General features: G+C 73.0%; 21 protein-coding genes and 4 pseudogenes. 16 read left to right on the top strand and 9 right to left on the bottom strand.

Annotation, left to right across the window (positions count from 1 at the left end; all coding sequences use genetic code 11):
* Positions 1 to 70 precede the first annotated feature (70 nt).
* From IEZ17_RS28535 to IEZ17_RS28515, 5 genes are all read left to right on the top strand, one after another.
* The gene (locus IEZ17_RS28535; RefSeq protein ID WP_189305054.1) at positions 71 to 685 is read left to right on the top strand and encodes a LysM peptidoglycan-binding domain-containing protein; all 615 of its coding nucleotides are present in this window, start codon (positions 71 to 73) and stop codon (positions 683 to 685) included.
* Between the two features lie 199 nt (positions 686 to 884).
* The gene (locus IEZ17_RS28530; RefSeq protein ID WP_189305052.1) at positions 885 to 2,156 is read left to right on the top strand and encodes a glycosyltransferase; all 1,272 of its coding nucleotides are present in this window, start codon (positions 885 to 887) and stop codon (positions 2,154 to 2,156) included.
* Positions 2,153 to 3,115, top strand: coding sequence for a hypothetical protein (locus tag IEZ17_RS28525; RefSeq protein WP_229852742.1), 963 nt, complete (start codon positions 2,153 to 2,155; stop codon positions 3,113 to 3,115). Before IEZ17_RS28530 ends, IEZ17_RS28525 begins: the two co-directional genes overlap by 4 nt.
* A gap of 30 nt (positions 3,116 to 3,145) precedes the next feature.
* Positions 3,146 to 3,415, top strand: a complete 270-nt coding sequence (locus IEZ17_RS44615) for a MerR family DNA-binding transcriptional regulator (RefSeq protein ID WP_373299970.1) — start codon at positions 3,146 to 3,148, stop codon at positions 3,413 to 3,415.
* A 46-nt stretch (positions 3,416 to 3,461) separates the two neighbouring features.
* The gene (locus IEZ17_RS28515) at positions 3,462 to 4,421 is read left to right on the top strand and encodes a helix-turn-helix transcriptional regulator (protein WP_189305050.1); all 960 of its coding nucleotides are present in this window, start codon (positions 3,462 to 3,464) and stop codon (positions 4,419 to 4,421) included.
* Here IEZ17_RS28515 and ctaD read toward each other — a convergent pair.
* Entirely contained in the window at positions 4,390 to 6,069 is a 1,680-nt protein-coding gene (gene ctaD, locus IEZ17_RS28510) for an aa3-type cytochrome oxidase subunit I (RefSeq protein WP_189305048.1), read from the bottom strand. The two genes, IEZ17_RS28515 and ctaD, sit on opposite strands and share 32 nt — an antisense overlap.
* Before the next feature lie 504 nt (positions 6,070 to 6,573).
* Between ctaD and IEZ17_RS28505 the strand changes: the two genes are divergently transcribed.
* Positions 6,574 to 6,798 (top strand): I78 family peptidase inhibitor, encoded by a 225-nt coding sequence (locus tag IEZ17_RS28505; protein WP_189305046.1) that lies wholly within the window; start codon positions 6,574 to 6,576, stop codon positions 6,796 to 6,798.
* Between the two features lie 138 nt (positions 6,799 to 6,936).
* Here the strand turns inward: IEZ17_RS28505 and IEZ17_RS28500 are convergent, their stop codons facing one another.
* Positions 6,937 to 7,965 (bottom strand): phosphatase PAP2 family protein, encoded by a 1,029-nt coding sequence (locus IEZ17_RS28500; RefSeq protein WP_189305044.1) that lies wholly within the window; start codon positions 7,963 to 7,965, stop codon positions 6,937 to 6,939.
* A 264-nt stretch (positions 7,966 to 8,229) separates the two neighbouring features.
* Positions 8,230 to 9,423 (bottom strand): putative hexosyltransferase, encoded by a 1,194-nt coding sequence (locus tag IEZ17_RS28495; protein WP_189305042.1) that lies wholly within the window; start codon positions 9,421 to 9,423, stop codon positions 8,230 to 8,232.
* Positions 9,424 to 9,648: 225 nt separating this feature from the next.
* Here IEZ17_RS28495 and IEZ17_RS28490 point away from each other — a divergent pair, with 225 nt between their 5' ends.
* Together IEZ17_RS28490 and IEZ17_RS28485 are read left to right on the top strand one after the other, a co-directional pair.
* Entirely contained in the window at positions 9,649 to 11,298 is a 1,650-nt protein-coding gene (locus IEZ17_RS28490) for an MFS transporter (RefSeq protein WP_189305040.1), read from the top strand.
* A gap of 141 nt (positions 11,299 to 11,439) precedes the next feature.
* Positions 11,440 to 12,633, top strand: a complete 1,194-nt coding sequence (locus IEZ17_RS28485) for an acyl-CoA dehydrogenase family protein (protein WP_189305038.1) — start codon at positions 11,440 to 11,442, stop codon at positions 12,631 to 12,633.
* Positions 12,634 to 12,738: 105 nt separating this feature from the next.
* Here IEZ17_RS28485 and IEZ17_RS28480 read toward each other — a convergent pair whose 3' ends face one another.
* The 3 genes and pseudogenes from IEZ17_RS28480 to IEZ17_RS28470 form a co-directional block, all read right to left on the bottom strand.
* Positions 12,739 to 13,188, bottom strand: a complete 450-nt coding sequence (locus IEZ17_RS28480) for a cell division protein SepF (protein ID WP_189305036.1) — start codon at positions 13,186 to 13,188, stop codon at positions 12,739 to 12,741.
* Between the two features lie 403 nt (positions 13,189 to 13,591).
* A complete protein-coding gene (locus IEZ17_RS28475) occupies positions 13,592 to 14,596 on the bottom strand; it encodes an ABC transporter substrate-binding protein (RefSeq protein ID WP_189305034.1) in 1,005 nt (334 codons plus the stop codon).
* Positions 14,593 to 14,889 (bottom strand): annotated as a pseudogene (locus tag IEZ17_RS28470) (GNAT family N-acetyltransferase); the annotation flags it as partial. The pseudogene IEZ17_RS28470 and the gene IEZ17_RS28475, both read right to left, overlap by 4 nt.
* Positions 14,890 to 15,459: 570 nt before the next feature.
* Between IEZ17_RS28470 and IEZ17_RS28465 the strand changes: the two are divergent.
* The 4 genes and pseudogenes from IEZ17_RS28465 (at position 15,460) to IEZ17_RS28450 (ending at position 19,460) form a co-directional block, all read left to right on the top strand.
* Positions 15,460 to 16,323, top strand: coding sequence for an amino acid ABC transporter permease (locus IEZ17_RS28465; protein WP_189305032.1), 864 nt, complete (start codon positions 15,460 to 15,462; stop codon positions 16,321 to 16,323).
* On the top strand, positions 16,320 to 18,224 hold the full coding sequence (locus IEZ17_RS28460; RefSeq protein ID WP_189305030.1) for an FAD/NAD(P)-binding protein: 1,905 nt from the start codon (positions 16,320 to 16,322) through the stop codon (positions 18,222 to 18,224). Before IEZ17_RS28465 ends, IEZ17_RS28460 begins: the two co-directional genes overlap by 4 nt.
* Before the next feature lie 115 nt (positions 18,225 to 18,339).
* A pseudogene (locus IEZ17_RS28455) lies at positions 18,340 to 18,702 on the top strand (ABC transporter permease subunit); the annotation flags it as partial.
* The gene (locus IEZ17_RS28450; protein ID WP_308427719.1) at positions 18,699 to 19,460 is read left to right on the top strand and encodes an amino acid ABC transporter ATP-binding protein; all 762 of its coding nucleotides are present in this window, start codon (positions 18,699 to 18,701) and stop codon (positions 19,458 to 19,460) included. The pseudogene IEZ17_RS28455 and the gene IEZ17_RS28450, both read left to right, overlap by 4 nt.
* Before the next feature lie 97 nt (positions 19,461 to 19,557).
* Here IEZ17_RS28450 and IEZ17_RS28445 read toward each other — a convergent pair whose 3' ends face one another.
* Positions 19,558 to 19,830, bottom strand: coding sequence for a hypothetical protein (locus IEZ17_RS28445; protein WP_189305025.1), 273 nt, complete (start codon positions 19,828 to 19,830; stop codon positions 19,558 to 19,560).
* A 7-nt stretch (positions 19,831 to 19,837) separates the two neighbouring features.
* Between IEZ17_RS28445 and IEZ17_RS44265 the strand changes: the two are divergent.
* The 4 genes and pseudogenes from IEZ17_RS44265 to IEZ17_RS28430 form a co-directional block, all read left to right on the top strand.
* Positions 19,838 to 19,996: pseudogene (locus IEZ17_RS44265) on the top strand (F420-dependent methylene-tetrahydromethanopterin reductase); the annotation flags it as partial.
* A gap of 488 nt (positions 19,997 to 20,484) precedes the next feature.
* Positions 20,485 to 21,393, top strand: a complete 909-nt coding sequence (locus tag IEZ17_RS28440) for a S1 family peptidase (protein WP_189305023.1) — start codon at positions 20,485 to 20,487, stop codon at positions 21,391 to 21,393.
* 149 nt (positions 21,394 to 21,542) lie between these two features.
* A complete protein-coding gene (locus tag IEZ17_RS28435) occupies positions 21,543 to 22,466 on the top strand; it encodes a slipin family protein (protein WP_189305127.1) in 924 nt (307 codons plus the stop codon).
* A gap of 404 nt (positions 22,467 to 22,870) precedes the next feature.
* The gene (locus tag IEZ17_RS28430) at positions 22,871 to 23,941 is read left to right on the top strand and encodes a S1 family peptidase (protein WP_444544828.1); all 1,071 of its coding nucleotides are present in this window, start codon (positions 22,871 to 22,873) and stop codon (positions 23,939 to 23,941) included.
* Between the two features lie 83 nt (positions 23,942 to 24,024).
* On the opposite strand, the gene IEZ17_RS28425 is transcribed toward IEZ17_RS28430, so the two are convergent.
* Positions 24,025 to 24,462, bottom strand: a complete 438-nt coding sequence (locus IEZ17_RS28425; protein ID WP_189305021.1) for a subtilase-type protease inhibitor — start codon at positions 24,460 to 24,462, stop codon at positions 24,025 to 24,027.
* Positions 24,463 to 24,774: 312 nt separating this feature from the next.
* Positions 24,775 to 25,177, bottom strand: a pseudogene (locus tag IEZ17_RS28420) (TetR family transcriptional regulator); the annotation flags it as partial.

The following is a 25,177-nucleotide window of genomic DNA, read 5'->3' as shown; positions in this document are numbered from 1 at the left end:
CGGGTGGGCTCGCGGGGCGGAGGGCGCGGCGCGGTGGCGCCCGGCGGCCCGCTGCCTACCGTCACCGGCTATGTCGGACAACTCTTCGGCGCCGCGGCGCTTCGCGGAATCCGTCGGGCTGCTCACCGCGGCAGCCGCTGCCCTGGTCCTGTGCTTCCCCAGCGGCGCCGTCGCCGACGGAGAGCCGGTTGGCGGTGGCGGGGCCAGGGGCGGGGGCGGGGGCGGCGGCAGGCCCCCGTACGCCTGCGCCGACGACGAGTGGCCGTGGGGCTGCCTCGCCGAGTGCGAGAGCAGCGGCGACTGGCACGTCAACACCGGCAACGACTACTACGGGGGCCTCCAGTTCTGGCAGCCCACCTGGGAGGCCTTCGGCGGGCTCCGGTACGCCGACCGCGCCGACCTCGCGACCCGGAACGAGCAGATCACGGTGGCCAAGAGGGTGCAGGCCGCCCAGGGTTGGGGCGCCTGGCCGGTGTGCGCCCGGCGCTACGGGCTGATCAAGGACACCTTCCATGTCGTACGGCACGGTGACACCCTCTCCCGGATCGCGCACCACTACCACATCAAGGGCGGCTGGCGGGGGCTGTACAAGGCCAACCGCAAGGCCCTCGGGGAGCATCCGGAGCGGCTGAAGGTCGGGACCCGGCTGAAGCTTCCGGTGGCGCGCCTCCGACGCTCCGCCTGAGTGCCCCGTTCCCGCAAGAGTTCCCGGATCCCGGTTCCGATGCCCTAACCTTTTCGGCACGAGTTGGCGAACGCCCCCAACCGCGAAGGCCGTTCGGCGGTCTTACTCTTCAACAGCCGGACGCCGGAGGCGGTCAGGGGCGGGCGACGTGGTCCGCGGGGGGACCGGGACGAGCGGAGACCAGGGGACGCGGGGACGGATGCACATCTCATTCCTCATTCACCATGCCTATGGCACCGGGGAGACGGTCCGTACGACGTTCGGCCTGGCGGGCGCCCTCGCCGAGCGGCACGACGTCGAGGTCGTCTCCGTGCTGCGGTACCGCGACGCCCCGGCCCTGGAGCTGGGCCCCGGCGTCGCGCTGCGGCATCTCGTGGACCTCCGGGCGCACGGTCCCGCCCGCGACCGCGCCGACCCGGCGCACACCCGCCCGGCCCGGGTCTTCCCGGCCGCCGACAGCAGCTCCGGCCAGTACAGCGAGCTCACCGACCGCCGGATCGCGCAGTACCTGCGCCGGACCGAGGCGGATGTGGTGGTCGGCACCCGGCCGGGACTGAATGTGCACATCGCCCGGCAGACCCGCCGCGGCACGCTCCGGGTGGGCCAGGAGCGGATCGGCCTGGACGGCCACGGCAGGGCGCTCAAGTCGGCGCTGCGCGGCGCCTATCCGCGGCTGGACGCCGTCCTCACCGCCGGCGAGGCCGACGCCCGCGCCTGGCGCCGCGGGCTGCGGCTGCCCGGCGTCCGCGTCGAGGCGCTGCCCAGCGGGGTGCCCGCGCCGCGCCTGGCGCCCGCCGACGGCAGCGGCAAATGGGTGGTGGCGGCCGGCCGGCTCACCCGGGCCGCCCGCTTCGACGTCCTCGTCCGGGCCTTCGCCGGGGTCGTCGCCGTGCGCCCCGACTGGCGGCTGCGGATCTACGGCGGCGGCGCCGAGAAGGCCGCGCTGCGCGCCCTGATCGACGAACTCCGCCTGTACAACCACGTGTTCCTCATGGGCCCGGCCAACCCCCTGGAGTCCGAGTGGGCCAAGGGCTCCATCGCCGCGGTCACCGCCGGCCGGGAGCCGTCCGCGACGACGGCCGCCGAGGCGATGCGCTGCGGACTGCCCGTCGTCGCCGCCGACTGCCCCTACGGGCCCGGTGAGATCGTCGCGGACGGGGTGGACGGCAGGCTGGTGCCGGCCGGGAATTCGGCGGCGCTGACCGGTGCGCTGCTCGCGCTGATCGGCGACGACGCCGCCCGCAGGCGGATGGGCGCCGCCGCGCTCGCCTCCTCCGCCCGCTTCGACCCGGCAGCGGTCGCCGGGCGCCATGCCGCGCTCTTCGCCGAACTGCTCGCGGTGCGGCGCGGCAACAGCCTGCGCGACTCCCTGCACCGCGCCCGGGGAGCCCTGGTCGGCGGTGCCTACGCGGCCAAGTACGCCGCCGAGCACACCGCCCGCGCCGCGGTGAGAGGGGTGCGAACGGCATGAGTGCCTCGACGCGGTCGACCGTCACCGGGCCCGGCGCGGCCGGGAGCCCGGCCCAAAGACCCGACAGCGGCCGGCCGGGGGAGCGGCGGACCACGGCGACGGGAGGGGAACCGCCGGTGCCGGTGGACCTGAAGGCCGACTGCATCGCGGACTCCGCGGGCGGCCTCACCTTCGATCTGAACGTCCCTCAGGGCACCGGCACTTCGTGGAGCGCGGCCCTGGTGCTGCGGCTGCGCGGCGGTGCGGGGACCGAGGGCGCCGATGACGAGGTGCGGCTCCCGCTCGGGCCGAACGGTCCCGGACGGCTGCGCGCCGTACTGCCCAGCACCGTCGCGCTCGCCGAGGGCCGCTGGAACGCCTACGCCGACCTCGGCGACGGGCGCGACGCGTGCCGGCTGCTGCCCGGCGTCAACGATCTGCGTTCGCTGGTGGACCGCCGGCCGCTGGCGGGCATCGGCCGGCTCGGGGTACGGATCCCGTACGCGACCAAGCTCGGCAATCTCGCGCTGCGGAGCTGGCTGCGCGGACCGCACGCCGAGGCCGGCGACATCCTCGTCACGCCCGAGGGCATGACGGTCACCGGCCGCCTCTACGGGGCGAGTCCGGCGGACGGCGCCCAGGCCGAAGCCCGGGCGCGCGGTGCGGACACGGAACCGGCCGCCGTCACCGTCCCGTTGGCCGTCGACGGCCCGGACTTCACCTTCACCGTCCCCTACGACGGGCTGGCCGCCGGCTGGCGCCGCGGCAGCGGGCCGTGGGACCTGTGGCTGCGCCCCGCCGAGGGCGCCCGGCCGGTCCGCATCGCCCGCCTCCTGGACGATGTCGCGGACAAGAAGCAGGTGTTCAGCTACCCGGCGCTGACGGTGCGGGCCGCGGCCGGCGAGCTCCGGATCGGCCCGTACTACACGCTCGACAACGACCTGGCCATCCGCGTCACCGGCCCGCCCGAGCACGGGTAGCGGCCCGTGGTGGCGGGGGAGCCGGGCGGGGTGCCGCCGAGCATCGGGGAGCTGGCCCGCCGGGCGGGGGTGACGGTCAAGACCGTGCGCCACTGCTCGGACGAGGGACTGCTCCCGGACGCCGGCCGCAAGCGGGACGGCGCCGCGTTCCGCGCCGGGCTGCGGGTGGTCTCGGCGGCGGGCGAGGATCCGCGGATGCGGGCGTACCGGCGGTACGTCGACGAGGTGACGGGCGGCGGCGGTCCGACGATGGGGGCCGCGCACGACTGGCTGGTCGGCGCGCTCGGCCGCGACGGCTGAGCGGGAAGCGGCGCGCGGCGGTCCCCAAGGCTGGGAGACTCGGGGCATGTTGGACACGTCGGCGCGTCTGCTGCGTCTGCTCTCGTTGCTCCAGTCCCGCCGTGAGTGGCCGGGGGCGGACCTCGCCGGCCGCCTCGGCGTCACCCCGCGCACCGTCCGGCGGGACATCGACCGGCTCCGCGAACTGGGGTATCCCGTCCACTCCGCGCCCGGCACGGCCGGCGGCTACCGGCTCGGCGCCGGCGCCGAACTCCCGCCGCTGCTGCTGGACGACGAGGAGGCGGTGGCGGTCGCGGTCGGGCTGAGCACCGCGGCGTCCGGCGGCGTCGAGGGCATCGAGGAGACCTCCGTACGGGCGCTGGCGAAGCTGGAGCAGGTGCTGCCGCACCGGCTGCGGCACCGGGTCGGGGCGCTCACCTCCGCCACCGTGCCGATGCTCGGCAGGTCCGGCGGCCCCCGGGTGGACGCCCAGGTCCTCACCGAACTCGCCCACGCCTGCCGGGACTCCCAGCGGCTGCGGTTCCGCTACGCCGACCACGGCGGCACGGTCACCCGCCGCACCGTCGAACCGCACCGCCTGGTGTCCGCGCAGTGCCGCTGGTACCTGGTCGGCTGGGACGTGGACCGCGCGGACTGGCGCACCTACCGCGCCGACCGGATCACCCCCGCCCCGCCGCACGGGCCACGCTTCACACCGCGCACCCCGCCCGCCGAGGACCTCGCCCGGTACGTCTCCCGGGGCGTCTCCGGGCGCGCGTTCCGGACGCAGGCCACGGTGCTGCTGCGGGTGCCGCTGGAGCGGGCCGCGGAGCGCGTCGGCCCGTACGACGGGGTGCTGGAAGCGGTCGACGAGCAGAGCTGCCTGCTGCGCACCGGGGCGCACAGCCTCGATGTGCTGGTGGTCCACATCGTGCTGCTGGGCTTCGACTTCGAGATCCGGGAGCCGGCCGAACTGGCCGTCCGGGCAGGGGAGATCAGGGACCGGTTGTCCCGGGCACTGGGGTGACCGCGGTCTCCGCGGACATCTCGGGGTGGTGCAGGTCGAAGGCCGGCGACTCGGAGCGGATCCGGGGCAGCGTGGTGAAGTTGTGCCGCGGCGGCGGACAGGAGGTGGCCCACTCCAGGGAGCGTCCGAAGCCCCAGGGGTCGTCCGCCGCGATCCGGGTGCCCTGGTGCGTGGTCCGCCACACGTTGTAGAGGAACGGAAGAGTGGAGACGCCGAGCAGGAAGGCGCCGGCGGTGGAGATGGTGTTGAGCGTGGTGAAGCCGTCGGTGGGGAGGTAGTCGGCGTAGCGGCGGGGCATACCGGCCACGCCCAGCCAGTGGTGGACGAGGAAGGTGGTGTGGAAGCCGACGAACAGCAGCCAGAAGTGGACCTTGCCGAGCCGCTCGTCGAGCATCTTGCCGGTGAACTTCGGCCACCAGAAGTAGAAGCCGGCGAAGGTCGCGAAGGTCACCGTCCCGAAGACGACGTAGTGGAAGTGGCCGACGACGAAATACGAGTCGGTGACGTGGAAGTCCAGTGGCGGCGATGCCAGGATGACGCCGGTCAGTCCGCCGAACAGAAAGCTCACCAGGAAGCCGACCGACCAGAGCATCGGGGTCTCGAAGGAGACCGAGCCGTGCCACATGGTGCCGATCCAGTTGAAGAACTTCACCCCGGTCGGCGCCGCGATCAGGAACGACATCAGCGAGAAGAACGGCAGCAGCACCGCGCCGGTCGCGAACATGTGGTGCGCCCAGACCATCACCGACAGCGCCGTGATGGCCATCGTCGCGCCGATCAGCATCACGTAACCGAAGATCGGCTTGCGGGAGAAGACCGGGATGATCTCGGTGATGATGCCGAAGAACGGCAGCGCGATGATGTAGACCTCGGGGTGGCCGAAGAACCAGAAGAGGTGCTGCCACAGCAGCGCGCCGCCCCAGCGGGCGTCGAAGACCACCGCGCCGAACCGCCGGTCCGCCTCCAGCACCAGCAGGGTCGCGGCCAGCACCGGGAACGCCATCAGCACCAGGACCGAGGTGAAGAGGATGTTCCAGGTGAACACCGGCATCCGGAACATCGTCATGCCCGGCGCCCGCAGCGCGATGATCGTCGCGATGAAGTTGACCGCTCCGAGGATGGTGCCGAAACCGGCCAGCGCCAGCCCCATGATCCACATGTCGGGGCCGATGCCGTCGGAACGGACCGCGGAGTTGAGCGGGGCGTAGGCCGTCCATCCGTACGCCGGGCCGCCCTCGGGCGTCAGGAAGCTGCCCAGCACGATCAGGCCGCCGAAGAGGTAGAGCCAGTACGAGAGCATGTTCAGCCGCGGGAAGGCGACATCGGGGGAGCCGATCTGGAGCGGCATGATCTCGTTGGCGAAGCCGGCGAACGCCGGGGTGGCGAACAGCAGCAGCATGATCGTGCCGTGCATCGTCAGGGCCTGGTTGAACTGCTCGTTGCTGACGAACTGGAGCCCGGGGCGGGCCAGTTCGGCGCGCATCACCAGCGCCAGCAGCCCGCCGACGAGAAAGAAGCCGAACGAGGTGATCAGGTAGAGGTGCCCGATCTTCTTGTGGTCGGTGGTGCTCAGCCAGTCGGCCAGCACCGTCCCGCGCTGCCGCGCCCCGGCCGGCCGGGCGCTCTGCCGGGAGATCTCGCTGACCATCGGCTGCACCTTCGTTCGGCCGGGGTTGAAGGGGGGGCGCCGGTCATCATGCTCGCGCCCGGGGCGCAGGGCGAGGGGACGCTCCGGTCCGTTCCGGTGGCGTCCCGCGGACCGCGGGCGGGAGCCGTGCGGGCGGGTCCGGGGCATCCGGGGCGATGTGCGGGAAATGTGTGTGGAATGTGTCTCGATGGCCAATTTTCGGGCGGCCGAAAAAGAGGGTCGGGCAAGGGGAATGCGGGAGTGTCGGGCGATTAATTTCCGCACGCTGCCCGGCTTTGCCCGAAATGGCGGCACAGTGTTCCGCATATGATCAAGAGGGAATTCCGGCCGCTTTGTTTTCCACCCGGTTGAGGCAGCGCACGGCGCGTAAGGGTGAGGGCGGCTGCGGCAATCGCAGGAGCGTTCGCTGTGACACAAGTGTGACCAATGACGGACCGGCAGGTCACCGCGGTGTGCGGTGGACGGCCCTTCCACGCGCCGTCCCGGCCGCCTACGGTGGCTGTCATGGCACCCGTACCGAACCTCCCCGGCGACAGCGACGACATCCAGGACGACGCCGAGGCGTATGTCGGCCTCGGTCGGCAGGAGGCGGAGGACCGGGCCCGGGCCCGCGGCTGGACCACCGTCCGCGCGGTGCCGCCGGGCGCGGTCATCACCATGGAATACCTCACCGGCCGGATCAACTTCGAGGTCGAGGACGGTGTGGTGCACCGGAGCTGGCAGGGCTGACCCGGAGCTGGCGACCCAGGGCTGACAGGGCCGGCTGACCGCCGGCACGGCGAAGGCCCCGGCTGCTCCCGAGGGAGCGGCCGGGGCCTTCGGCGCGGGGCAACAGGTGTGCGTACCGGCCCCGCGGCGCAGGGGCGGTCAGCCGGTGCCGTTGCGACCGCGGCCGGTGGCCGGGGTGAACGGCGCGGCGCCGCGCGGGATGCGGTCCGCGTGCGGCGGCCGGCGGCTGCCCGACGGGGTGACCGGGGTGCGCTCCGCGCGGCTGGTGTGCGGGCGCGACGGGTGGTGCGGCCAGCCGTCCGGGGCGCGGGTGGCGTGGCCGACGCCGACCGCCTCGCGCACCAGGACCTCGCCGTCCGGGGCGACCCGCTGCGGGGAGAGCCCGGGGACCAGCACGCCGGCCGGCAGCGGACCGCGCAGTGAATCGGGGCGCAGCCGCAGCCAGAGCCGCAGCAGGATGCCCATGAGGCGGTCCTCGACCCAGGTGATCCCGGGCTCGACCCACGGCATCGCCAGCAGCACCAGCAGGCCCGCGGCCCAGCCGAGCAGCACGTCGCTGACCCAGTGCGTACCGAGGTAGACGGTCGTCATGCCGACGCCCAGCGCACCCAGCGCGGCGATCACCGACAGGGTCCGGCGGCGCAGCGGGGTGGTCGCGATGTAGGCCAGCACACCCCAGGTGACCACGGCGTTCGCGGTGTGACCGGAGGGGAATATATCGCCGCCGAGCCACATCTCGTTGGAGCCGACCGTCGTCGCGTAGTGCGGGCCGAGCCGGCCCATGCCGAGCTTGGCGGCGCCGACGGTGATGTTCAGCAGCAGGAGCGAGGCGCCGAGCACCAGCAGCGGGTGGAGGTTGCGCTGCTTCCAGCAGCGCCAGCCCAGCCAGGCGGCCACCGCCACCGCGGTCGGGCCGCGCTGGCCCAGTACGACGAAGTAGTCGAGGAAGGCATGGATCGACGGCCACTGCTTATAGGGCCGGAAGAACATGACCTGCCAGTCGAGGGTGACCAGATAGGTGTCGGCCAGCACTCCGGCGACGATCGCGATGTACACCGCCAGCGTGCCCCAGAGCAGCCACAGGCGGGTCCGGGTCATGCGGGGGGGTTTGACGCGATCGGTCGGGAGCTGCTCCTCCATCTGGTCGAGCTTGTCATCGGTACGCACTCAAACGACGTTACCGCGTGTGATGTATGCACTTGGTCAAACCGTGCGCTTTGTAATGACGATGTGATGTGGAATGGGTCTCAATCACCGTTCGGTGACCTGGATTTCGAAGAGAATTCCCGTACCGCTGGATTCCCTTCCGGTCATCCGCGTGTCGGCACCGTACGTGCTTATCTGTTTTTCGCCGACTGAGTTTATCCGCGATTCGCACGGGTGTCGCGGCGTGTTTTCCCGGAGCGGTGATCGCGGAGCGGGATCTTCCGGTCACGGCGGGCCGGAACCGTTGAGCCAGAACGCGCCGTAGGCCGCCGAACCCGCCGCCAGCAGCCCGATGACCAGCCACGACCGCGCCGGACGCCACCGCGCCAGCCCCGCGGCGAGCGGCAGCAGCAGCGGGAAGGCCGGCATCATCAGCCGCGGTTTGGAGCCGAAGTAGCCCCGGGCGGTGAGCGCCAGCAGCAGCACCGTCCCGCCGTAGACCGCCAGCGGCAGCGGCTGGCCTTTTCGTACGCCGTGCACATACAGCCAGATCACCAGCGCGACGCCGATCAGCAGCCCGAGGCCGGCGGCGAACGCGGGCCCGGTCAGCTGGTGGCCGAGGAAGTGGCCGAAGGCGATTCCGCCGTCGAAGCCGTTGCCCCAGCCGGCCTGGACGTCGAGATAGCCGGTGAGCGAGCCCTGCCGGGCGGCGACCCACAGGAAGTAGCCGCACCAGCCGAGCGGTGCCAGCAGGGCGCCGAGCAGCATCCGGCGGTGCGGGCCGCGGAGGAAGGCGCGGAACCGGACGCCGCCGGCCCGCTCGTTCACCACCGTCACCGCCGCGGTGATCCACACCGCGGCGACCACCGCGGCGCCCACCGGCCGGGTCAGCCCGGCCAGCGACGCCAGCACGCCCGCCCACACCCAGCGGCCGGTCAGCACGCAGTACACGCCCCAGGCCGCGAGCGCGGTGAACAGCGATTCCGAGTACGCCATCCACTGCACGATCCCGACCGGCAGCGCGGCCCACAGCGCGGCCAGCGCCACCCCGGCCCGCGGCCCGTGCAGCCGCTCCCCGGTCGCGTACAGCGCCCAGGCTGCGGCCAGCGAGGTCAACCAGGCCACCGCCATCCCGGCGTCCGCGGCGGACAGCGGGGTGAGCGCCGACAGGCCCCGCTCCAGCCAGGGCAGCAGCGGGAAGAAGGCGAGGTTGGAGTGGACGGCGCCGTTGGCCAGGTGGACGGTGTAGCCGTAGCCCTGCTCGGCGATCCGGGTGTACCAGAGGGAGTCCCAGCGGGCGGTCAGCAGGGTGTGCCAGTCCTTGCCGTTCGCGGCCGACCAGACCATGAGCACGACCAGGCCCAGCAGCCGGACCGCCGCGTACGCCGCCAGCCCGGGGGCGGCGCGGCGCAGCGCGGCCCGGACGGCGGGCGGGCACAGCGTGCGGCCGGGAGCGGCGGCGGAGGCAAGATCGTTCATCGGGGTCGATTATCCAGGTGGAAAAGTGCGTCCGACCCCGGCGGGTCGGGCAACGTCCGGTGCTGCGACGAGCGTCTCACCGTGAGGTGGGCCACGCGGGCCCCAGGTGGACTCGCGTAGTCTGACGTCTCAACTCGCCCGTGCCACCGGTTTCCCCGAGGCGTCTTCGCGCCCCGGTCCGTGGCCGCGAGAGCATGACGGCGAGCGCATGACAGGAGGTACTGGATGTCAGGGACGACCGCGTCCGGCAGGGGGCGGACGGGGGGAGTTCCCCGGCACACAGGCGGCGGCGTGAACCGCTGGACCGTGCTGACCGTGCTCTGCGTCAGCCTGCTCTTCGTCGCGCTGGACACCACGATCCTGTACGTGGCGGTGCCCTCCGTCACCGAGGACCTGCGGCCCGGTCCGGTGGAGCTCCTCTGGATCGTCGACATCTACCCGCTGATCGCGGCGTCGCTGCTGATCCTCTTCGGCACGCTCGGCGACCGCGTCGGCCGCCGCCGCATCCTGCTCCTCGGTTACGGCCTCTTCGGGCTGGCCTCGGCCGCCGCCGCGCTGGCGCCCAATCCGCAGATCCTGATGACGGCCCGCGCGCTGCTCGGCATCGGCGGCGCGATGATCATGCCCGCGACGCTGTCGATCCTGCGCCAGGTCTTCCCCGACCGGCGGGAGCGCGCGGTCGCCATCGGCGTCTGGAGCGCGGTGGCCGCGGTCGGCGCCGCGGTCGGCCCGGTGCTCGGCGGCTTCCTCGTCGAGAACTTCTGGTGGGGGTCGGTCTTCCTCATCAACATCCCGATGATGGCGGCGATGTTCCTGATAGGACGCTGGCTGCTGCCGGAGTCGCGGGGCGAGCGCAACGGCCCCTGGGACGTGGTCGGCGCAGTCGTCGCGGCCCTCGGCGTGCTGGGCATCGTCCTGGGCGTCAAGCGGCTGGGCAGCGGCGCGCCCGTGGTGGGCCTGACCACGCTGCTGCCGATCGTCCTCGGTGCCCTGCTGCTGATCCTCTTCGTGCGCCGCCAGCGCCGCCGGGAGCACCCGCTGATCGACATGCGGCTGTTCGCCCGGCCCGCGTTCGGCACCTCCATCGCCTGCATCGTGCTGGCCATGCTCGCCCTGGTCGGGCTCCAGCTGATCGCCGTCCAGTACCTCCAACTCGTCCTCGGGCTGAGCCCGCTGGAGACCGGCCTGCGGATGCTGCCGCTGGTCTTCTCCGCGATGGCCGCCGGACTCACCGGCTCGAAGCTGCTCCAGGCGCTCGGCCCGCGGGCGATGGTCGCCGGCGGCTTCACACTGACCGCGACCGCGGTCCTGACGCTGACCGCGCTGGGCAGTCAGGACCGCTTCTGGCAACTGTCGCTCGGCTTCGTCCTGCTCGGCTTCGGCTTCCAGTCCACGCTGTTCGGCGCGTACGAGTCGATGCTCAGCGAGGCCCCCGCCGAGCAGTCGGGCGGCGCCGCGGCGCTCGGCGAGACCGCCTACCAGCTCGGTGCCGGGATCGGTGTCGCGCTGCTCGGCAGCGTCATGAACGCCGCGTACGCACCGGGCCTGGACCGGGTCGGCGGCGTCTCCGCCACGGCCGCCCGCTCGGCGTCGCATTCGCTCGGTGAGGCGTACAAGGTCGCGGCCGGACTGGGGGAGCACGCCCGGCAGGCGCTGCGGCTGGCCGCCCGGGACTCCTTCATCCACGGGCTGCGGGTCACCCTCGTCGCCAGCGCCCTGCTGCTGCTCGTCGGTGCGGGGATCGCGCTGCGGCTGCCGCGCGCGGCAGCGGAGTCCACCGAGCGGGCCGAGGCCGAGGGAGAGGCCGCCGCCGGCGACGGTGCGCCGGCCGCCGGGCGCGAGGGGGCACCGGCCCCGGCGAGCACCGGCCGCTGAGGTTTTCCGCCCCTGCCTTCGCACGCCCCGCCGCGCGGCGGTGACCCTTGCCCGCGCGGCGCCCGGGGCCGTACCGTCGGACGCGCGTAACTACCACTGCTAGTTTTTCGCGCGAGCGCTGAATCCGCCGGAGGCCCCGCCATGTCCGCAACGCCGTCCTCGCTTCCGCCGTTCGACCCGGGCGACCCCCTGGGCATCGACGATCTGCTCACCGACGAGGACCGCGCGGTCCGCGCCACCGTCCGCCAGTGGGCCGCCGACCGCGTACTGCCGCAGATCGCCGACTGGTACGAGCGCGGCGAGCTGCCCGACATCCGCGAACTCGCCCGCGAACTCGGCGCGATCGGCGCCCTCGGCATGTCCCTCACCGGCTACGGCTGCGCCGGCGCCTCGCATGTCCAGTACGGGCTCGCCTGCCTGGAGCTGGAGGCCGCCGACTCCGGCATCCGCTCGCTGGTCTCCGTCCAGGGCTCGCTGGCCATGTACGCGATCTGGCGGTTCGGCTCCGAGGAGCAGAAGCAGCGCTGGCTGCCCGGGATGGCGTCCGGCGAGATCATCGGCTGCTTCGGGCTGACCGAGCCGGACCACGGCTCCGACCCGGCGAGCATGCGGACCCACGCCAGGCGCGAGGGCTCCGACTGGGTGCTGACCGGGCGCAAGATGTGGATCACCAACGGGTCGGTGGCCGGCGTCGCGGTGGTCTGGGCGCACACCGACGACGGTATCCGCGGCTTCGCCGTACCGACCGACAGCCCGGGGTTCTCCGCCCCCGAGATCAAGCACAAGTGGTCGCTGCGCGCCTCGGTCACCAGCGAACTGGTCCTGGACGAGGTGCGGCTGCCCGCCGACGCGGTGCTGCCCGGCGCCAAGGGGCTGGGCGCCCCGCTGCGGTGCCTCGGTCAGGCCCGCTACGGGATCGTCTGGGGCGCGATGGGGGCGGCGCGCACCTGCTTCGAGACGGCCGTCGACTACGCGCGCACCCGCGAGCAGTTCGGCCGGCCCATCGGCGGCTTCCAGCTCACCCAGGCCAAGTTGGCGGACATGGCGCTGGAACTCCACAAAGGGGTGCTCCTCGCACACCACTTGGGGCGGCGCTGCGATGCGGGGACGCTGCGTCCGGAGCAGATCAGCTTCGGCAAGCTCAACAACGTCCGGGAGGCGATCGAGATCTGCCGCACGTCCCGGACCATCCTCGGAGCCAACGGGATCTCCCTCGAATACCCCGTCATGCGGCACGCCACGAACCTGGAGTCGGTGCTCACCTACGAGGGCACCGCGGAGATGCACCAGCTGGTGCTGGGCAAGGCGCTCACCGGGCTCGACGCCTTCCGGTGAGCGGTCCTGCCGCTGCTCGCTGGTATTGCCGTTGCCGTTGCCGTTGCCAGGGACGGTGCCGCGGGCGGCCGGCGCCCGGACCCCCGGCCAAAGACCCCACGCCCATCAACTCTGGTTGAAGAAGCCGCCGTTGCGGTGGGCGCGGGACTCGCCGGTGACCACCTTGTAGTCGGCGGGGGTCAGCAGGAACACCCGGGTCGCGACCCGCTCGATGGAGCCGCGCAGGCCGAAGGTCAGGCCCGCGGCGAAGTCGACCACGCGCTTGGCGTCGGCGGGCTCCATGGCCGTCAGGTTGACGATCACCGGGACGCCGTCCCGGAAGAGCTCGCCGATACCGCGGGCGTCCCGGAAGGAGGCCGGGGTGACCGTGGCAATACGGGTGCCCTGGTCCTTGGCGGCTTCGTCGGCCACCCGGACCCGGGGGTCGGTCACCCAGGGATTGCCACCCGAGTCCGCGGACTCGGGTCCCTCGGCGTAGTCGTCGTCGTAGTAGCGCTCGTCATCGTTGTCGTCGACGAGGCCAAGCCAGGCACTCGCCTTGCGCACCGATCCCATTGACGCCTCCTCTCACCCGCGGTGTCTGTGTTCTGTCCGCCCCTATCGTCGTTCATGAGGCCGAGTGTGTGCCAAGTGGATAGCCGCCGCACGGGGGGTTCGTGACATATCTGGTGCAAAGAGGGTGGTGCGCCGTCAGGTTGCGTGCCCCGGCGGTGAACTGACAGTACGACGGGGGTCACGGTCGGTGCCAGTCCGCGGTTGTCGACTTGTGGCCGGAGCTGACGGGATCGGACCTGTGGGTAGGTTCGCGGGTGGGACCAGGGCATATGTCGGCGGTCTTGGTCGCGGGTCTGGGTATCCCGATGATCGGGTGACTGGTCCGGAGGAGTGTCGTTGACGCCGGCGCGCGGAGCGTGCGCGGCCACGGGGCGGGCGGTCCGGCGGTCGCGCGCCCCTGCGGTCAGCGGATCTCCGGCGGACTGATCCGCGAGGCGGCGATGGCCGAGGGGGCGGTGCCCCACTTCTCCAGGATCCGGTCGTAGGTCCCGTCCTTCTCCAGGCGGTTGACCGCGGCTTGGAAGGCGGGCGCCAGCGGTGTCCCCTTCTTGAAGGCGAAGCCGACGTCCAGGCGCTTGAACTCGTTGAGGAACCGCAGTCCCGGCTGCTGCTTCACGGCGTAGCGCAGCCCGTTGACGGTGCTCATGACGACGTCGGTGCGGCCCTGCTGGAGCGAGATCCACAGCGCGCCCTGCTCGGCGAACGTCCTGACGTCGTACGGCTTCTTCCCGGCGTCCTTGCAGAGGTGCGCGTTCTCCTCCAGCGTGGTCTCGAAGGTGGTGCCGGCGCCGGTGGCGACGGTCAGGCCGCACAGCCGGGTCAGTGCGGTGATCTTCTTCAGCGGGCTGTCGGTGCGGACCGCGAAGCCCTGCCCGTCGTTGACGTAGGTGACGAAGTCGATGGTCCTGCGGCGTTCGTCGGTGACGCCGAAGTTGCCGGTGCCCAGGTCGTATTTGCCACTGTCCAGGGCCGGGAGGATCGCCTCGAAGCTCGCCACCTCGCGGTGGAGGCGGAGGCCGAGGACCCGGCCGACCGCGTCCGCGAAGTCGATGTCCTGGCCGGCCAGGGTCGTGCCGTCGGGCAGGTAGGCGGCGCCGGGCAGGGTGCCGACGGCGGTGGCGAGGGAGAGGGTGCCGCGGGCGCGGACGCCGGCGGGCAGCAGCCGTGCGGCGGCCGGGTCCTTCCGGACGGTGGAGACCACGTCCGCGGTGGGGATCCGGGCGTCGGCGGCGGCCGGCCCGGCGTCCCTGGCGCCGGACGCCGCACCGCCCGTACCGCAGGCGGTGAGCGACAGCACCGCGGTGGCCAGCAGCGCGGCGGTGCGGGACGCGAGGATGGGGGTCCCCCCGCTTGAGCGAAGCCGAGAGTGGGGGAGGGGCGGGGGTGTCCGGGGGCTGCGGGTGGTCATGGTCGCGGGATCTCCAGGTGCTTCTCGAACGGCAGCGGGCCGATCGACTCCGGTGCGGCGGTGAGGTCGAACAGCGGGCGGTAACCGGCGGCGAGACAAAGGCCCTTGGTCTCGGGTAGGCGGGGGCCGGTGGTCAGGTGGACGCGGGTGTAGCCGCGGTCGGCGGCGTGCTGCTCCAGGGCGTCCAGGACGCGCCGGGCCAGGCCGCGCCGGCGGTGCGCGGAGCGGGTCCGGATCCGTTTGAATTCGGCGGTATCCGGGTCGTAGCGGCGGAAGGCGCCGCCGGCGACCGGCGTGGCGCGGCGGTCATCGAGTCGCCTCCGTGGCCAGTGGCGGCGCGCGACGGCGTACGAGCGCTCCGGAGGAAGGGAGGTTACGGGACGGGGAAGGCCGAGAAGAGAGTGCGAGGGTCGGGTCGGGACAACGGGACAGAACGAGGGGAGGGGTGCGCCCTACGAGGGCGCGGGGTGTGAAGGCGCGCGGCGGGAAGGGGGATCCGGAACAGCCGGGCGGACCGGAGGGACCGGGAGAACCGTGAAACGGCCCGGCCTGGGGCGGCGGGCTTCAGGGCAGGGGGTCAGCTCAACAGGACGCGGACCACACACGACCGAAGTCGATGTGGTCGCGGGTGACCAGCCGCTGCCATGGATACATGCGACTAAGTGGAACAGGCATCCGTTTCCGCGTCAACCGCGACGTGATCCCTCGCTCAGAGTCCGGACAGCGGGCCGGACGCCCTTGACAGCAAGCCGTGTTCACCCCATAGCCTCAAGGGCCGGTCGTGCTGAGGGGCGCGGCCCGTTCTGCCTGTGTGAAGGCGCTCGACTCCCGTGCTCGATCTGACGCGTCCACGGAGCCTTCGCATGCCTTCCGACACCCTCGACGCCCCTGCCGTACCCGCCGCGGCCCCGCCCGGCGCGGACGCTGCCGTACCGCGCATCGTGCCGCGGCGCCGCCCCGGCCGGTGGGCGGCGGCCGTCCTCGTCCTCGTCCTGGCGGCCCTGGCCGTCACGTCCGTGGTCCGCAACCCCGCCTTCCAATGGGGCGTGGTCGCCGACTACTTCCTGACCGACGCCGTGCTGCGCGGCCTGGGGCTCACCCTCTGGCTGACCGCGGTGGTGATGGTGCTGGGCTTCGCGGTGGGCACCCTGCTCGCGGTGCTGCGGCTGTCCGGCAACCCCGTGCTGCGCGGCGTCGCATGGGGCTATGTCTGGCTGTTCCGGTCGATGCCGATCCTGGTGCAGCTGCTGTTCTGGTTCAACATCGGTGCGCTGTACCCGGTCGTTCTCGGCGTCCGCACGGTCGATCTGCTCGGCCCGGTCACCGTCGCCGTCATCGGACTCACCCTGCACGAGGCCGCTTACGCCGCCGAGGTCGTCCGCGGCGGCATCCTGTCCGTCGACAAGGGGCAGTTGGAGGCCGCGCAGTCGCTGGGCCTCGGGGCCTGGCGGCGGCTGCGCCGGATCGTGCTGCCGCAGGCGATGCGGTCGATCGTGCCGCCGGCCGGGAACATGCTGATCGGCACGCTCAAGGGCACCTCGATCGTCAGCGTCATCGCGGTCCAGGACCTGCTCTATTCCGTCCAGTTGGTCTACCACCGCACCTACCAGGTGATCCCGCTGCTGCTGGTGGCGACCATCTGGTACGTCGTCGTCACCTCCGTCCTCGGCGTCGGCCAGCACTACGTCGAGCGGCACTACGCCCGCGGTACGGCCGGTGCCCGGTGAGCCCGGCCGCGCGCGGCGCCGTACGGCCGTCGGTGGTGATCGTGGGCGCCGGCCCGCGGGGCACCGGAATCCTGGAGCGGATCGCCGCCAACGCCCCCGAGCTCTACGGCGATACGCCGCTCGACCTGCATCTGGTCGATCCGCACCCGCCCGGCGGCGGCCGGATCTGGCGCCGCGACCAGTCGCCGCTGCTGTGGATGAACTCCACGTCCGAGGACGTCACCATGTTCACCGACGAGAGCGTCGAGCTGGCGGGGCCGGTGCGGCCCGGCCCCTCGCTCGCCGAGTGGGCGCGGACGGTGCGGGCCGGTGGGATCCCGGTCGCGCCGGACGTCGCTGGCGCCATCGCGGCGCTGGGGCCGCAGGACTTCGCCGGGCGCCGGCTCCAGAGCGCGTATCTGCGCTGGGTGTACGAGGACGCGGTGGCCGCGCTGCCGCCACGGGTCACCGTGCACGAGCACCGGCGCACCGCGCTGCGGATCTCCGGACCGCGCGACGGGTGCCAGCAGGTGTGGCTGGAGGGCCGCCCGACCCCGCTGCGGGCCGATCTGGTCGTTCTGGCGCTCGGCCATCTGGAGTCGGAACTCTCCGAGGGGCAGCGGGAGTTGAGTGACTTCGCGGCCCGGCACGGGCTGACGCACCTGCCGCCGGCGTTCACCGCCGACAGCGATCTGAGCGCGCTGCGGCCGGGCGAGCCGGTGCTGGTGCGCGGCTTCGGGCTGGCCTTCGTCGACCTGATGGTGCTGCTGACCGAGGGGCGCGGCGGTACGTACACCGCGGGCGCCGACGGGCAGTTGACGTACCGGCCGTCGGGCCGCGAACCGGTCCTGTACGTCGGATCGCGGCGCGGGGTGCCGTACCACTCCAAGATCGGATACCGGCCGACCGGTGAACGGCCCCCGCTGCCCCGGTTCTTCGGGCCGCGGCAGGTCGACGAGCTGCTGGCCCGGCCCGGCGGTCCGGACTTCCGGAGCGACGTCTGGCCGCTGATCGACAAGGAGCTGGGCTTCGCCCACTACCACCGGCTGTTCACCGCGCACCCCGAACGCACCCGGATGCACCGGCCGGACTTCGAGGAGAAGTACGCCGCCGCCGACCCGGGCAGCGCCGCACTCCAGGCCCTGGTCGCCGCCGCGGTCCCGGACCCGGCCGACCGGCTCGACCTCGACGCGCTGGACCATCCGCTGGACGGGGTGCGCTACGAGAACGGCGCGGCCCTCCAGGAGGGGCTGCGCGGCTACATCGAGGCCGACCTCGCCCGCCGCCACGACCCCGCGCACAGCCCCGACCTGGCGGTCTTCCTCGCGCTGCTGTCGGTCTACGGGCAGCTGATCCGGATCGGCGACCGCGGCCCCTGGTGGCACGGCTTCTTCAGCTACCTCGCCTCCGGCCCGCCGGGGCCGCGGCTGCGGCAGCTGCTGGCGCTCTCCCGGGCCGGGGTGGTGCGCTTCCTGGGCGCCGGCCTCACCGTCACCGCCGATGAGGCCCACGGGGTGTTCCGCGCCACCGGCGCGAGCGTGCCGGGGGAGTCGGTCGTGGCCCGGGCACTGGTGGAGGCGCGGCTGCCGGAGCCGACCGTCGTGCACACCCGGGACCGGTTGCTGCGCGCCCTGCACGCCGAGGGCGCGCTCGCCACGCCCGCCGGCCTGCTGGCCGTCGACCCCGCCGACGGCCGGATCCTGGACCGGGCCGGCCGCCCGCATCCGCGCCGCTTCGCCCTCGGCCCGCACACCGACGCGCGGGCCGGCGGCGCCTTCGCCCGCCCCCGTACCAACGCGCCCGCCTTCCGGCAGAACGACGCGAGCGCGCGCGCCCTGCTCACCTTCCTCCGGGACCGCGCCGCCCCGCCGGTACCCGTCCCCGCACTCACCCCCGAGGACCCCCATGCCGCTGACCAGTGATCCGCCCGCCGGCTCCGCCGTCGCCGGGACGCCCGCCCCGCAGCGCGCCGGGCCACCGGAGGCGGACGATCCGTCGGCCCTGAAGGTCGTGCCCGTACGCCACCCCTGGCGCTGGGCGGCGATCGCCGAGACCGTCCGCGCCGGCGTGCTGGCGGTGGACGGCGGGCAGTCGGAGGCCGCGGCGGCCCTCGGCATCCCCCGGCTGCGGCGGCTGCGCCGGATCGTGCTGCCGCAGGCGATGCGCGCCATCCTGCCGAACGCCGGAAACGAGGTGATCTCGCTCTTCAAGGGCACCTCGATCGTCTCCGTGACGGCGATCGGCGAACTCTTCTACCAGGTCCAGGTCGTCTACGGACGGAACGGCCGGGTGGTGCCCCTGCTGATGGTGGCCACCGCCTGGTACATCCTGCTCACGACGGTGCTCTCCGCCCTCCAGTACTACGTCGAACGCCACTACGCCAAGGGGGCCGGGCGATGAGCGCCATGGTCGAGGTCCGGTCCGTCCACAAGAGCTTCGGCCCGCTCGGCGTGCTGAAGGGGGTGGACCTCCAGGTCCGTACCGGCGAAGTCGCCGTCGTACTCGGCCCGTCGGGATCCGGCAAGTCCACCCTGCTGCGCACCATCAACCACCTGGAGAAGGTCGACAGCGGCTGGATCAGCGTCAACGGCGCGCTGATCGGCTACCGGCGGTCCGGCGACCGGCTCCACGAGCTGCGCGAGCGCGACATCCTCAAACAGCGCACCCGGATCGGTTTCGTGTTCCAGAACTTCCACCTCTTCCCGCATCTGACGGTGCTGGAGAACATCACCGAGGCGCCGGTCTCCGCGCTGCGCCGGCCGAAGGCGGAGGCGGTCCGCACCGCCGAGCGGCTGCTCGACCGGGTCGGGCTCGCCGACAGGGCCGGCGCCTACCCCAAGCAGCTCTCCGGCGGCCAGCAGCAGCGGGTCGCCATCGCCCGGGCGCTCGCCCTCGAACCCGAGCTGCTGCTCTTCGACGAGCCGACCTCGGCGCTCGACCCGGAGCTGGTCGGCGAAGTCCTCGACGTCATCCGGGACGTGGCCGACCAGGGCACCACCATGATCGTCGTCACCCATGAGATCGGCTTCGCCCGTGAGGTCGCCGACACCGTCGTCTTCATGGACGGCGGACGGATCGTCGAGCAGGGCCCGCCCGGGGAGGTCCTGGACCGCCCGCGCCACGAGCGCACCAGAGCCTTCCTCGCCAAGGTCCTGTGACCGCGATGGCCCCGACACCTGCGCACCCCGCCCCGACCACGAGGAGACCTCCGTTGATCCGCCGCCGCCCTTGCGCTCGCCGCCGGTTCCGTCCTGCTCACCTCCTGCGGCACCGGCGACGCGGCCGTCGCGCCCGCTGCACCTCGCCGTCGCGTTGGACGCCCCGCAGGCCCCGCCCGCGTACGAGGCCGCGCACCACGTCGCGCTCGCCCGGCTCGCCGAGCGCGGCACTCTGGACTTCGTCACCCTCGGCGACGACCTCGCCGGCCCCGGGCTCGACGCGCTCGCCGTCCTCGCCCGGGTCGCCCCCGCCACCTGGGGGTCCCCCGGCCGGAGGCCGGGGGAGGATCGGCCTCGTCCCGGCGGTCACCACCACGCACACCGAACCGGGCGGCCTCGACCCGTTCGTCGACCGGGTCGTACCGCTGCTCCAGGAGCGCGGCGTGCACCGCACGGAATACACCGGGACCACGCTGCGCTCCCACCTGGGGCTGCCCGACCCGGTACGTCCGGCGGGAGAGGACCGACCGAGATGACCGGGACCACATCCCGAAGGGACGCGCCCCAGGAGGGGCAGGACCGGCGCGTCGGGCGCACCGCCGCGGTCTTGGCACCGTACGGCGCGCTCGCGCTGTCCGGCACCCACTGGCTCACCGACCACTTCAGCCGCCCCTTCCCACCGCCCGGCGACGCCCTGCCGTTCGTGCTGCGGGCGGGGGAGCGGCACCGCCTCGTCCACTGTCCCGCGCCGGCCCCAGGAGGTGCCGCGCCGCCCCGGCGGCCGTCAACGCGTCTGCCGGGGCGGCGCGTTACGGGCGCACGGGGGCGTCGCGCACGCCGCGTGAGAGGGGGGAGGCCCTCTTGTGCCCCGGGGACGGCGCACCGGACACTCCGGTCAGCGAGCGCGTGTCGGGGGTGCGCAGAAGCCACCCCGCGAGTTCCCCCTGTGCGGACATCCGTCCGCCCCTCGGTTGCGCCTCACCGGCCGCCCGCCGGCGGTCCCCGATCCCCCTCGGAGGAATCAGTGAGGAACGAGCGCACCGTCCCCCGCGGCGGCGCGGCGAGACGCCCCCGGCTGATCGCCGTGGCGTCCGGCCTGGTGGCCGCCGGCGCCGGCGCCGGGCCGGCCGCCGGCGCCCAGGACCCGGCCCCTGCCCGGACGTTCAGCGCCGCGCAGCTCACCGCCGCCGGCGACGCGGTCCGCGCCGCGGACGTCGCGGGCACCGCCTGGCGGGTGGACCCCGCGACCCGCACCCTGGTCGTCACCGTCGGCAGCACCGTCTCCCCGGCCGGGATCGCCAGGATCCGGCGGGCCGCGGGCAGCAACGCCGGCGCGGTCCGCATCGAGCGCACCGCGGGCCGGATCCGCAAGCTGATCTCCGGCGGCGACGCCGTCTACGCCCCCGGCCGGCGCTGCTCGCTCGGCTTCAACGTCCGTGGCGGCAGCACCACTTACTTCCTGACGGCCGGTCACTGCACCGACGGGAAACCGCCCTGGTACACCAACTCCGCGAACACCACGGACATCGGTCCGACCACCGGCTCCAGCTACCCCGGCAACGACTACGGCATCGTGAAGTACACCAACGCGTCCGTGGCGCACGACGGCACGGTCGGCGACCAGGACATCACCCGGGCCGCGAACCCCGTGGTCGGCCAGTCGGTCACCCGCCGCGGCTCCACCACCGGAGTGCGCAGCGGCAAGGTCACCGCCCTGAACGTCAGCGTCAACTACGGCAGCGGCGAGATCGTCTCCGGCCTCTTCCGGGCCACGGTGTGCGCCGAGCCCGGTGACAGCGGCGGCCCCCTCTACTCGGGGACCACGGCGCTGGGCCTCGCCTCCGGCGGCAGCGGCGACTGCACCGGCGGCGGGAGCACCTACTTCCAGCCCGTCACCGAGGCGCTCGGCGCGTACGGCGTGAGCGTCTACTGACCGGCCGCCGGCCGGCGCGGGTCCCCGCCGACCGGCCGACGGGGCCCGGCCCCGGGCCCGCCGCGAGCCTCGACCGCTCCCCGGGCCGGGCCTACCATGGGAGACAAAAGCGACTCGGGCGACGCAACGGCACACTTCAGGGGGCCGTGATGGTCGAAGAACTGGTCGCGGCCGGGGTGGCGCTGGCCTCCGCGGGCGCGGTGTATCTGATGGCGGCGGCGCGGGTGGTCAAGCAGTACGAGCGCGGCGTGGTGCTCCGGCTGGGGCGGCTGACCTCCGAGGTGCGCGGACCGGGCTTCAACATGATCATCCCCGGCATCGACCGGATGCGTAGGGTCAACATGCAGATCGTCACGATGCCGGTGCCCGCGCAGGAAGGCATCACCCGCGACAACGTCACGGTCCGGGTCGACGCGGTGGTCTACTTCAAGGTCGTGGACGCCGCCGACGCCGTCGTCCGGGTCGAGGACTACCGCTTCGCGGTCTCGCAGATGGCGCAGACCTCGCTGCGCTCGATCATCGGCAAGAGCGAACTGGACGACCTGCTGTCGAACAGGGAGAAGCTCAACCAGGGCCTGGAGCTGATGATGGACAGCCCGGCCATCGGCTGGGGCGTGAGCGTCGACCGGGTCGAGATCAAGGACGTCTCGCTGCCGGAGACGATGAAGCGCTCGATGGCCCGCCAGGCGGAGGCGACCCGGGACCGGCGGGCCCGCGTGATCAACGCCGATGCCGAACTCCAGGCGTCCAAGAAGCTGGCCGAGGCCGCCGCGGCGATGTCCGACCAGCCCGCGGCGCTGCAACTGCGGCTGCTGCAAACCGTGGTGGCGGTCGCCGCCGAGAAGAACTCCACCCTGGTCCTGCCGTTCCCCGTGGAGCTGCTGCGGTTCCTGGAGCGCTCCGGGCTCCAGGCCCAGGCGCAGACGGTCCAGGCGGAGGCGGAGACCGAACGGGCGCGCGCGGAGCGTCCGGCCGCGCCCCCGGCCCCGCCCCCGACTCCGGTGGAGAACGGCGCCGTCGACGGCGAACTGCCCCTGTTGGAGGACCTCCCGGAGGCCGAGAACCTGTCGTAGGCCCCGCCGCCTCCCGCTGATCGCCGTACGCGCCCGTCCTCGTGGACGGCGCGCGTACGGCGATTTCGCGCGCTGCGCGCCGTCATTTTCCGGACAGGTGCGGCCCTCACACTTCGCGCTCCGGCGGCGCTCCGGCGCACCCTCTGATGTCCGCACTCAGGACCGGAGTGCGCAGATATCGGTGTGACCAACGTGTGATGAAAACGTGAACTCCCGTACTCGAGACCGGAACTCGGTCTTGTGCACGAGTGTGGCGGGTGGGAATACTCGGCTCCTGCACGTTGGCATGGACGCGACTCCCCGAGATGCCGTTGCGGGGCCGACCCGTCTGTGCTCCGATTCCTCACTCTCGGGCCCGTGCTCTCCCCCCAGTCCGGGCCCATCCCCCCACGGGAGGCTCTGAGTTGAAGCACCGACGCATACCCAACCGCCGCGCGATGCTGGCCGGCGCGGGCGCGCTCGCCCTCGCCACCACCGCGACCGTCACCCTCGCCAACGCCAACGCCGCCCCGGCCCCCACCCCCACGGTGGCCAAGCTCACCTCGGCCGCGGCGACCACCCTGGCATCCCAGCTCAAGACCGGTACGGCCGGCGCCTATTACGACGCCAAGGCCCAAAAGCTCGTCGTCAACGTCGTCGACGAGGCCGCGGCCAAGACCGTACGGGCCAAGGGCGCGGAGGCCAGACTCGTCAAGTACTCGCTCGCCCAGCTCGACTCGGCCCGGCAGACGCTCAAGGCCAAGGCGACCATCCCCGGCACCGCCTGGGGCGTGGACCCGAAGAGCAACAAGGTCGTGGTGACCGCCGACCGCACGGTCAAGGGCGCCAAGCTGGACCAGCTCGCCAAGGTCGCCAAGGGCCTCGGTGACAAGGTCGAACTCCGCCGGACCAAGGGGGAGTTCAAGCCCCTCATCGCCGGCGGTGACGCGATCTGGGGCAGCGGCGCCCGCTGCTCGCTCGGCTTCAACGTGACCAAGGACGGCCAGCCGTACATCCTGACCGCCGGCCACTGCGGCAACGCCGTCCAGGACTGGTCCGACCAGCAGGGCGGCCAGACGATCGCGACCACCGAGACGTCCAAGTTCCCGGGCAACGACTACTCGATCGCCAAGTACACCGGCAACACCGACCACCCCAGCGAGGTCGACCTCTACAACGGCAGCACCCAGAAGATCACCAAGGCGGCGGACGCCACCGTCGGCGAGAAGGTGCAGCGCAGCGGCAGCACCACCCAGGTCCACGACGGCACCGTCAAGGCGCTGAACGCCAGCGTCAACTACCAGGAAGGCACGGTCGACGGCCTGATCCAGACCGACGTCTGCGCCGAGCCCGGTGACAGCGGCGGCGCCCTCTTCGACGGCGAGAGCGCGCTCGGCCTCACCTCCGGCGGCAGCGGCGACTGCACCAACGGCGGCGAGACCTTCTTCCAGCCGGTTCCGGCGGCCCTCCAGGCCACCGGCACGCAGATCGGCTGACCTCCGCACGTATGATGCGGCACCGGCCCCCGGACGGTTGCGTCGTCCGGGGGCCGGTGGCATGGGTGCTGGGGGGCGGTCGGTCAGAACTCGAAGACCGTGTCGTGGTCCGCCATCTCGCAGGCGTTGGGGAAGACGTGCGTGTACGAGACGCGGCGGCCCTGCCAGACGCCGTCCGCGGTGACCACGACGGGGTCCCAGATCTTGGGGCATATCCGGCCGCTCTCGGTCTCCGCCACCTCGGTGAAGTCGCCGGACGCCGCGCGCAGTTGGGTGCAGGCGGCCTGTGCGTACGGGTGGGTGCCGGACGCGCCCGGCATACAGCTGAGGGTCGCCGCGCGCAGCTCCGTGGCGGTCGCGCGGCTGGCGCCCTGACCGACCGTCAGTACCAGTTCGCTCTGGGCGTACAGCCCGCCGGTCCGCGCGGGCTGCACCGGCGCGGTGGCGGCCTGTGCGGTGGTGGCGAGCGACCCCAGGACCAGCGCCGCGCCGAGCGCGATCGCCCCAGTGATGTACCGCATAACGAACACTCCTTTGCTCGTGGGTTCAGATGCCGGACTGGAGTCTGGCCCAACTGCATCTCAAACGCACGCAGGGCGTTCACTTTCGGTCGTTGGGTGAAAGCTGAGGGTAATGGCGCGATCGGTTCGGGATGCGGGGGAGCCGAGTGCGGGAGGGTGGGGTGCTGCCAGCGCGGATGCGGCCGGGCCGGTGCCCCCGTCACGTGCGCGGGCGGGTCCGCGGGGGAGAAATCCAGCCGCCGACCGGTCGTTCGGGCGGTTTTCGATCTCCGGCGATTGGCCGAAGGTCCGGGCCAGTTGTGAAGCGCCCGGCTACTTGTGACACCTGTTCAGCTCCGGCAGTCCCGCGGTCAGCGCGCGCATCCCGCGGACGACCAGTGCGCCGGGTCCGTGCGGGCCGTCCGGCCGCTCCTCGCCCGCGGCCCACTCCTCGACCGCGACCCGCATCGCGGTGTTGGCGGCGGCTGCGGCCAGCCGCACCGCCAGCGGGTCCGCGCCGGTCAGCCGCGCCAGGACCGGCCGCAGCGCCTCCTCGGAGTCGTGGTGGACGCGGTGCCAGACCGCGCGCAGCCCGGGATCGCCGGGCATCGCCCGCAGCAGCCCGCGGGTCCGGCGCAGTGCCTCGGCGGCCGGCTCGTCGGCCGGGGAGCGCCCGCCGGGCGGCCGTCCAACGTGCCTGCGGTCAGGGGCTGTTGCGGGGTGCGGCGCCCCGCGC

It is taken from the genome of Streptomyces albospinus (assembly GCF_014648695.1).
Classification (GTDB): domain Bacteria; phylum Actinomycetota; class Actinomycetes; order Streptomycetales; family Streptomycetaceae; genus Streptomyces; species Streptomyces albospinus.
This window is presented reverse-complemented; position numbering and strand designations above follow the sequence as displayed.

Excerpts from the sequence above, each read along its gene's own strand:
- IEZ17_RS28525 (WP_229852742.1), top strand. The coding sequence starts at position 2,153 with ATGAGTGCCTCGACGCGGTCGACCGTCACCGGGCCCGGCGCGGCCGGG.
- IEZ17_RS28485 (WP_189305038.1), top strand. The coding sequence starts at position 11,440 with ATGTCCGCAACGCCGTCCTCGCTTCCGCCGTTCGACCCGGGCGACCCC.
- IEZ17_RS28505 (WP_189305046.1), top strand. The coding sequence starts at position 6,574 with ATGGCACCCGTACCGAACCTCCCCGGCGACAGCGACGACATCCAGGAC.
- IEZ17_RS28495 (WP_189305042.1), bottom strand. The coding sequence starts at position 9,423 with ATGAACGATCTTGCCTCCGCCGCCGCTCCCGGCCGCACGCTGTGCCCG.
- IEZ17_RS28480 (WP_189305036.1), bottom strand. The coding sequence starts at position 13,188 with ATGGGATCGGTGCGCAAGGCGAGTGCCTGGCTTGGCCTCGTCGACGAC.
- IEZ17_RS28515 (WP_189305050.1), top strand. The coding sequence starts at position 3,462 with ATGTTGGACACGTCGGCGCGTCTGCTGCGTCTGCTCTCGTTGCTCCAG.
- ctaD (WP_189305048.1), bottom strand. The coding sequence starts at position 6,069 with ATGGTCAGCGAGATCTCCCGGCAGAGCGCCCGGCCGGCCGGGGCGCGG.
- IEZ17_RS28425 (WP_189305021.1), bottom strand. The coding sequence starts at position 24,462 with ATGCGGTACATCACTGGGGCGATCGCGCTCGGCGCGGCGCTGGTCCTG.
- IEZ17_RS28465 (WP_189305032.1), top strand. The coding sequence starts at position 15,460 with ATGCCTTCCGACACCCTCGACGCCCCTGCCGTACCCGCCGCGGCCCCG.
- IEZ17_RS28450 (WP_308427719.1), top strand. The coding sequence starts at position 18,699 with ATGAGCGCCATGGTCGAGGTCCGGTCCGTCCACAAGAGCTTCGGCCCG.
- IEZ17_RS28530 (WP_189305052.1), top strand. The coding sequence starts at position 885 with ATGCACATCTCATTCCTCATTCACCATGCCTATGGCACCGGGGAGACG.
- IEZ17_RS28435 (WP_189305127.1), top strand. The coding sequence starts at position 21,543 with ATGGTCGAAGAACTGGTCGCGGCCGGGGTGGCGCTGGCCTCCGCGGGC.
- IEZ17_RS28475 (WP_189305034.1), bottom strand. The coding sequence starts at position 14,596 with ATGACCACCCGCAGCCCCCGGACACCCCCGCCCCTCCCCCACTCTCGG.
- IEZ17_RS28535 (WP_189305054.1), top strand. The coding sequence starts at position 71 with ATGTCGGACAACTCTTCGGCGCCGCGGCGCTTCGCGGAATCCGTCGGG.
- IEZ17_RS28490 (WP_189305040.1), top strand. The coding sequence starts at position 9,649 with ATGTCAGGGACGACCGCGTCCGGCAGGGGGCGGACGGGGGGAGTTCCC.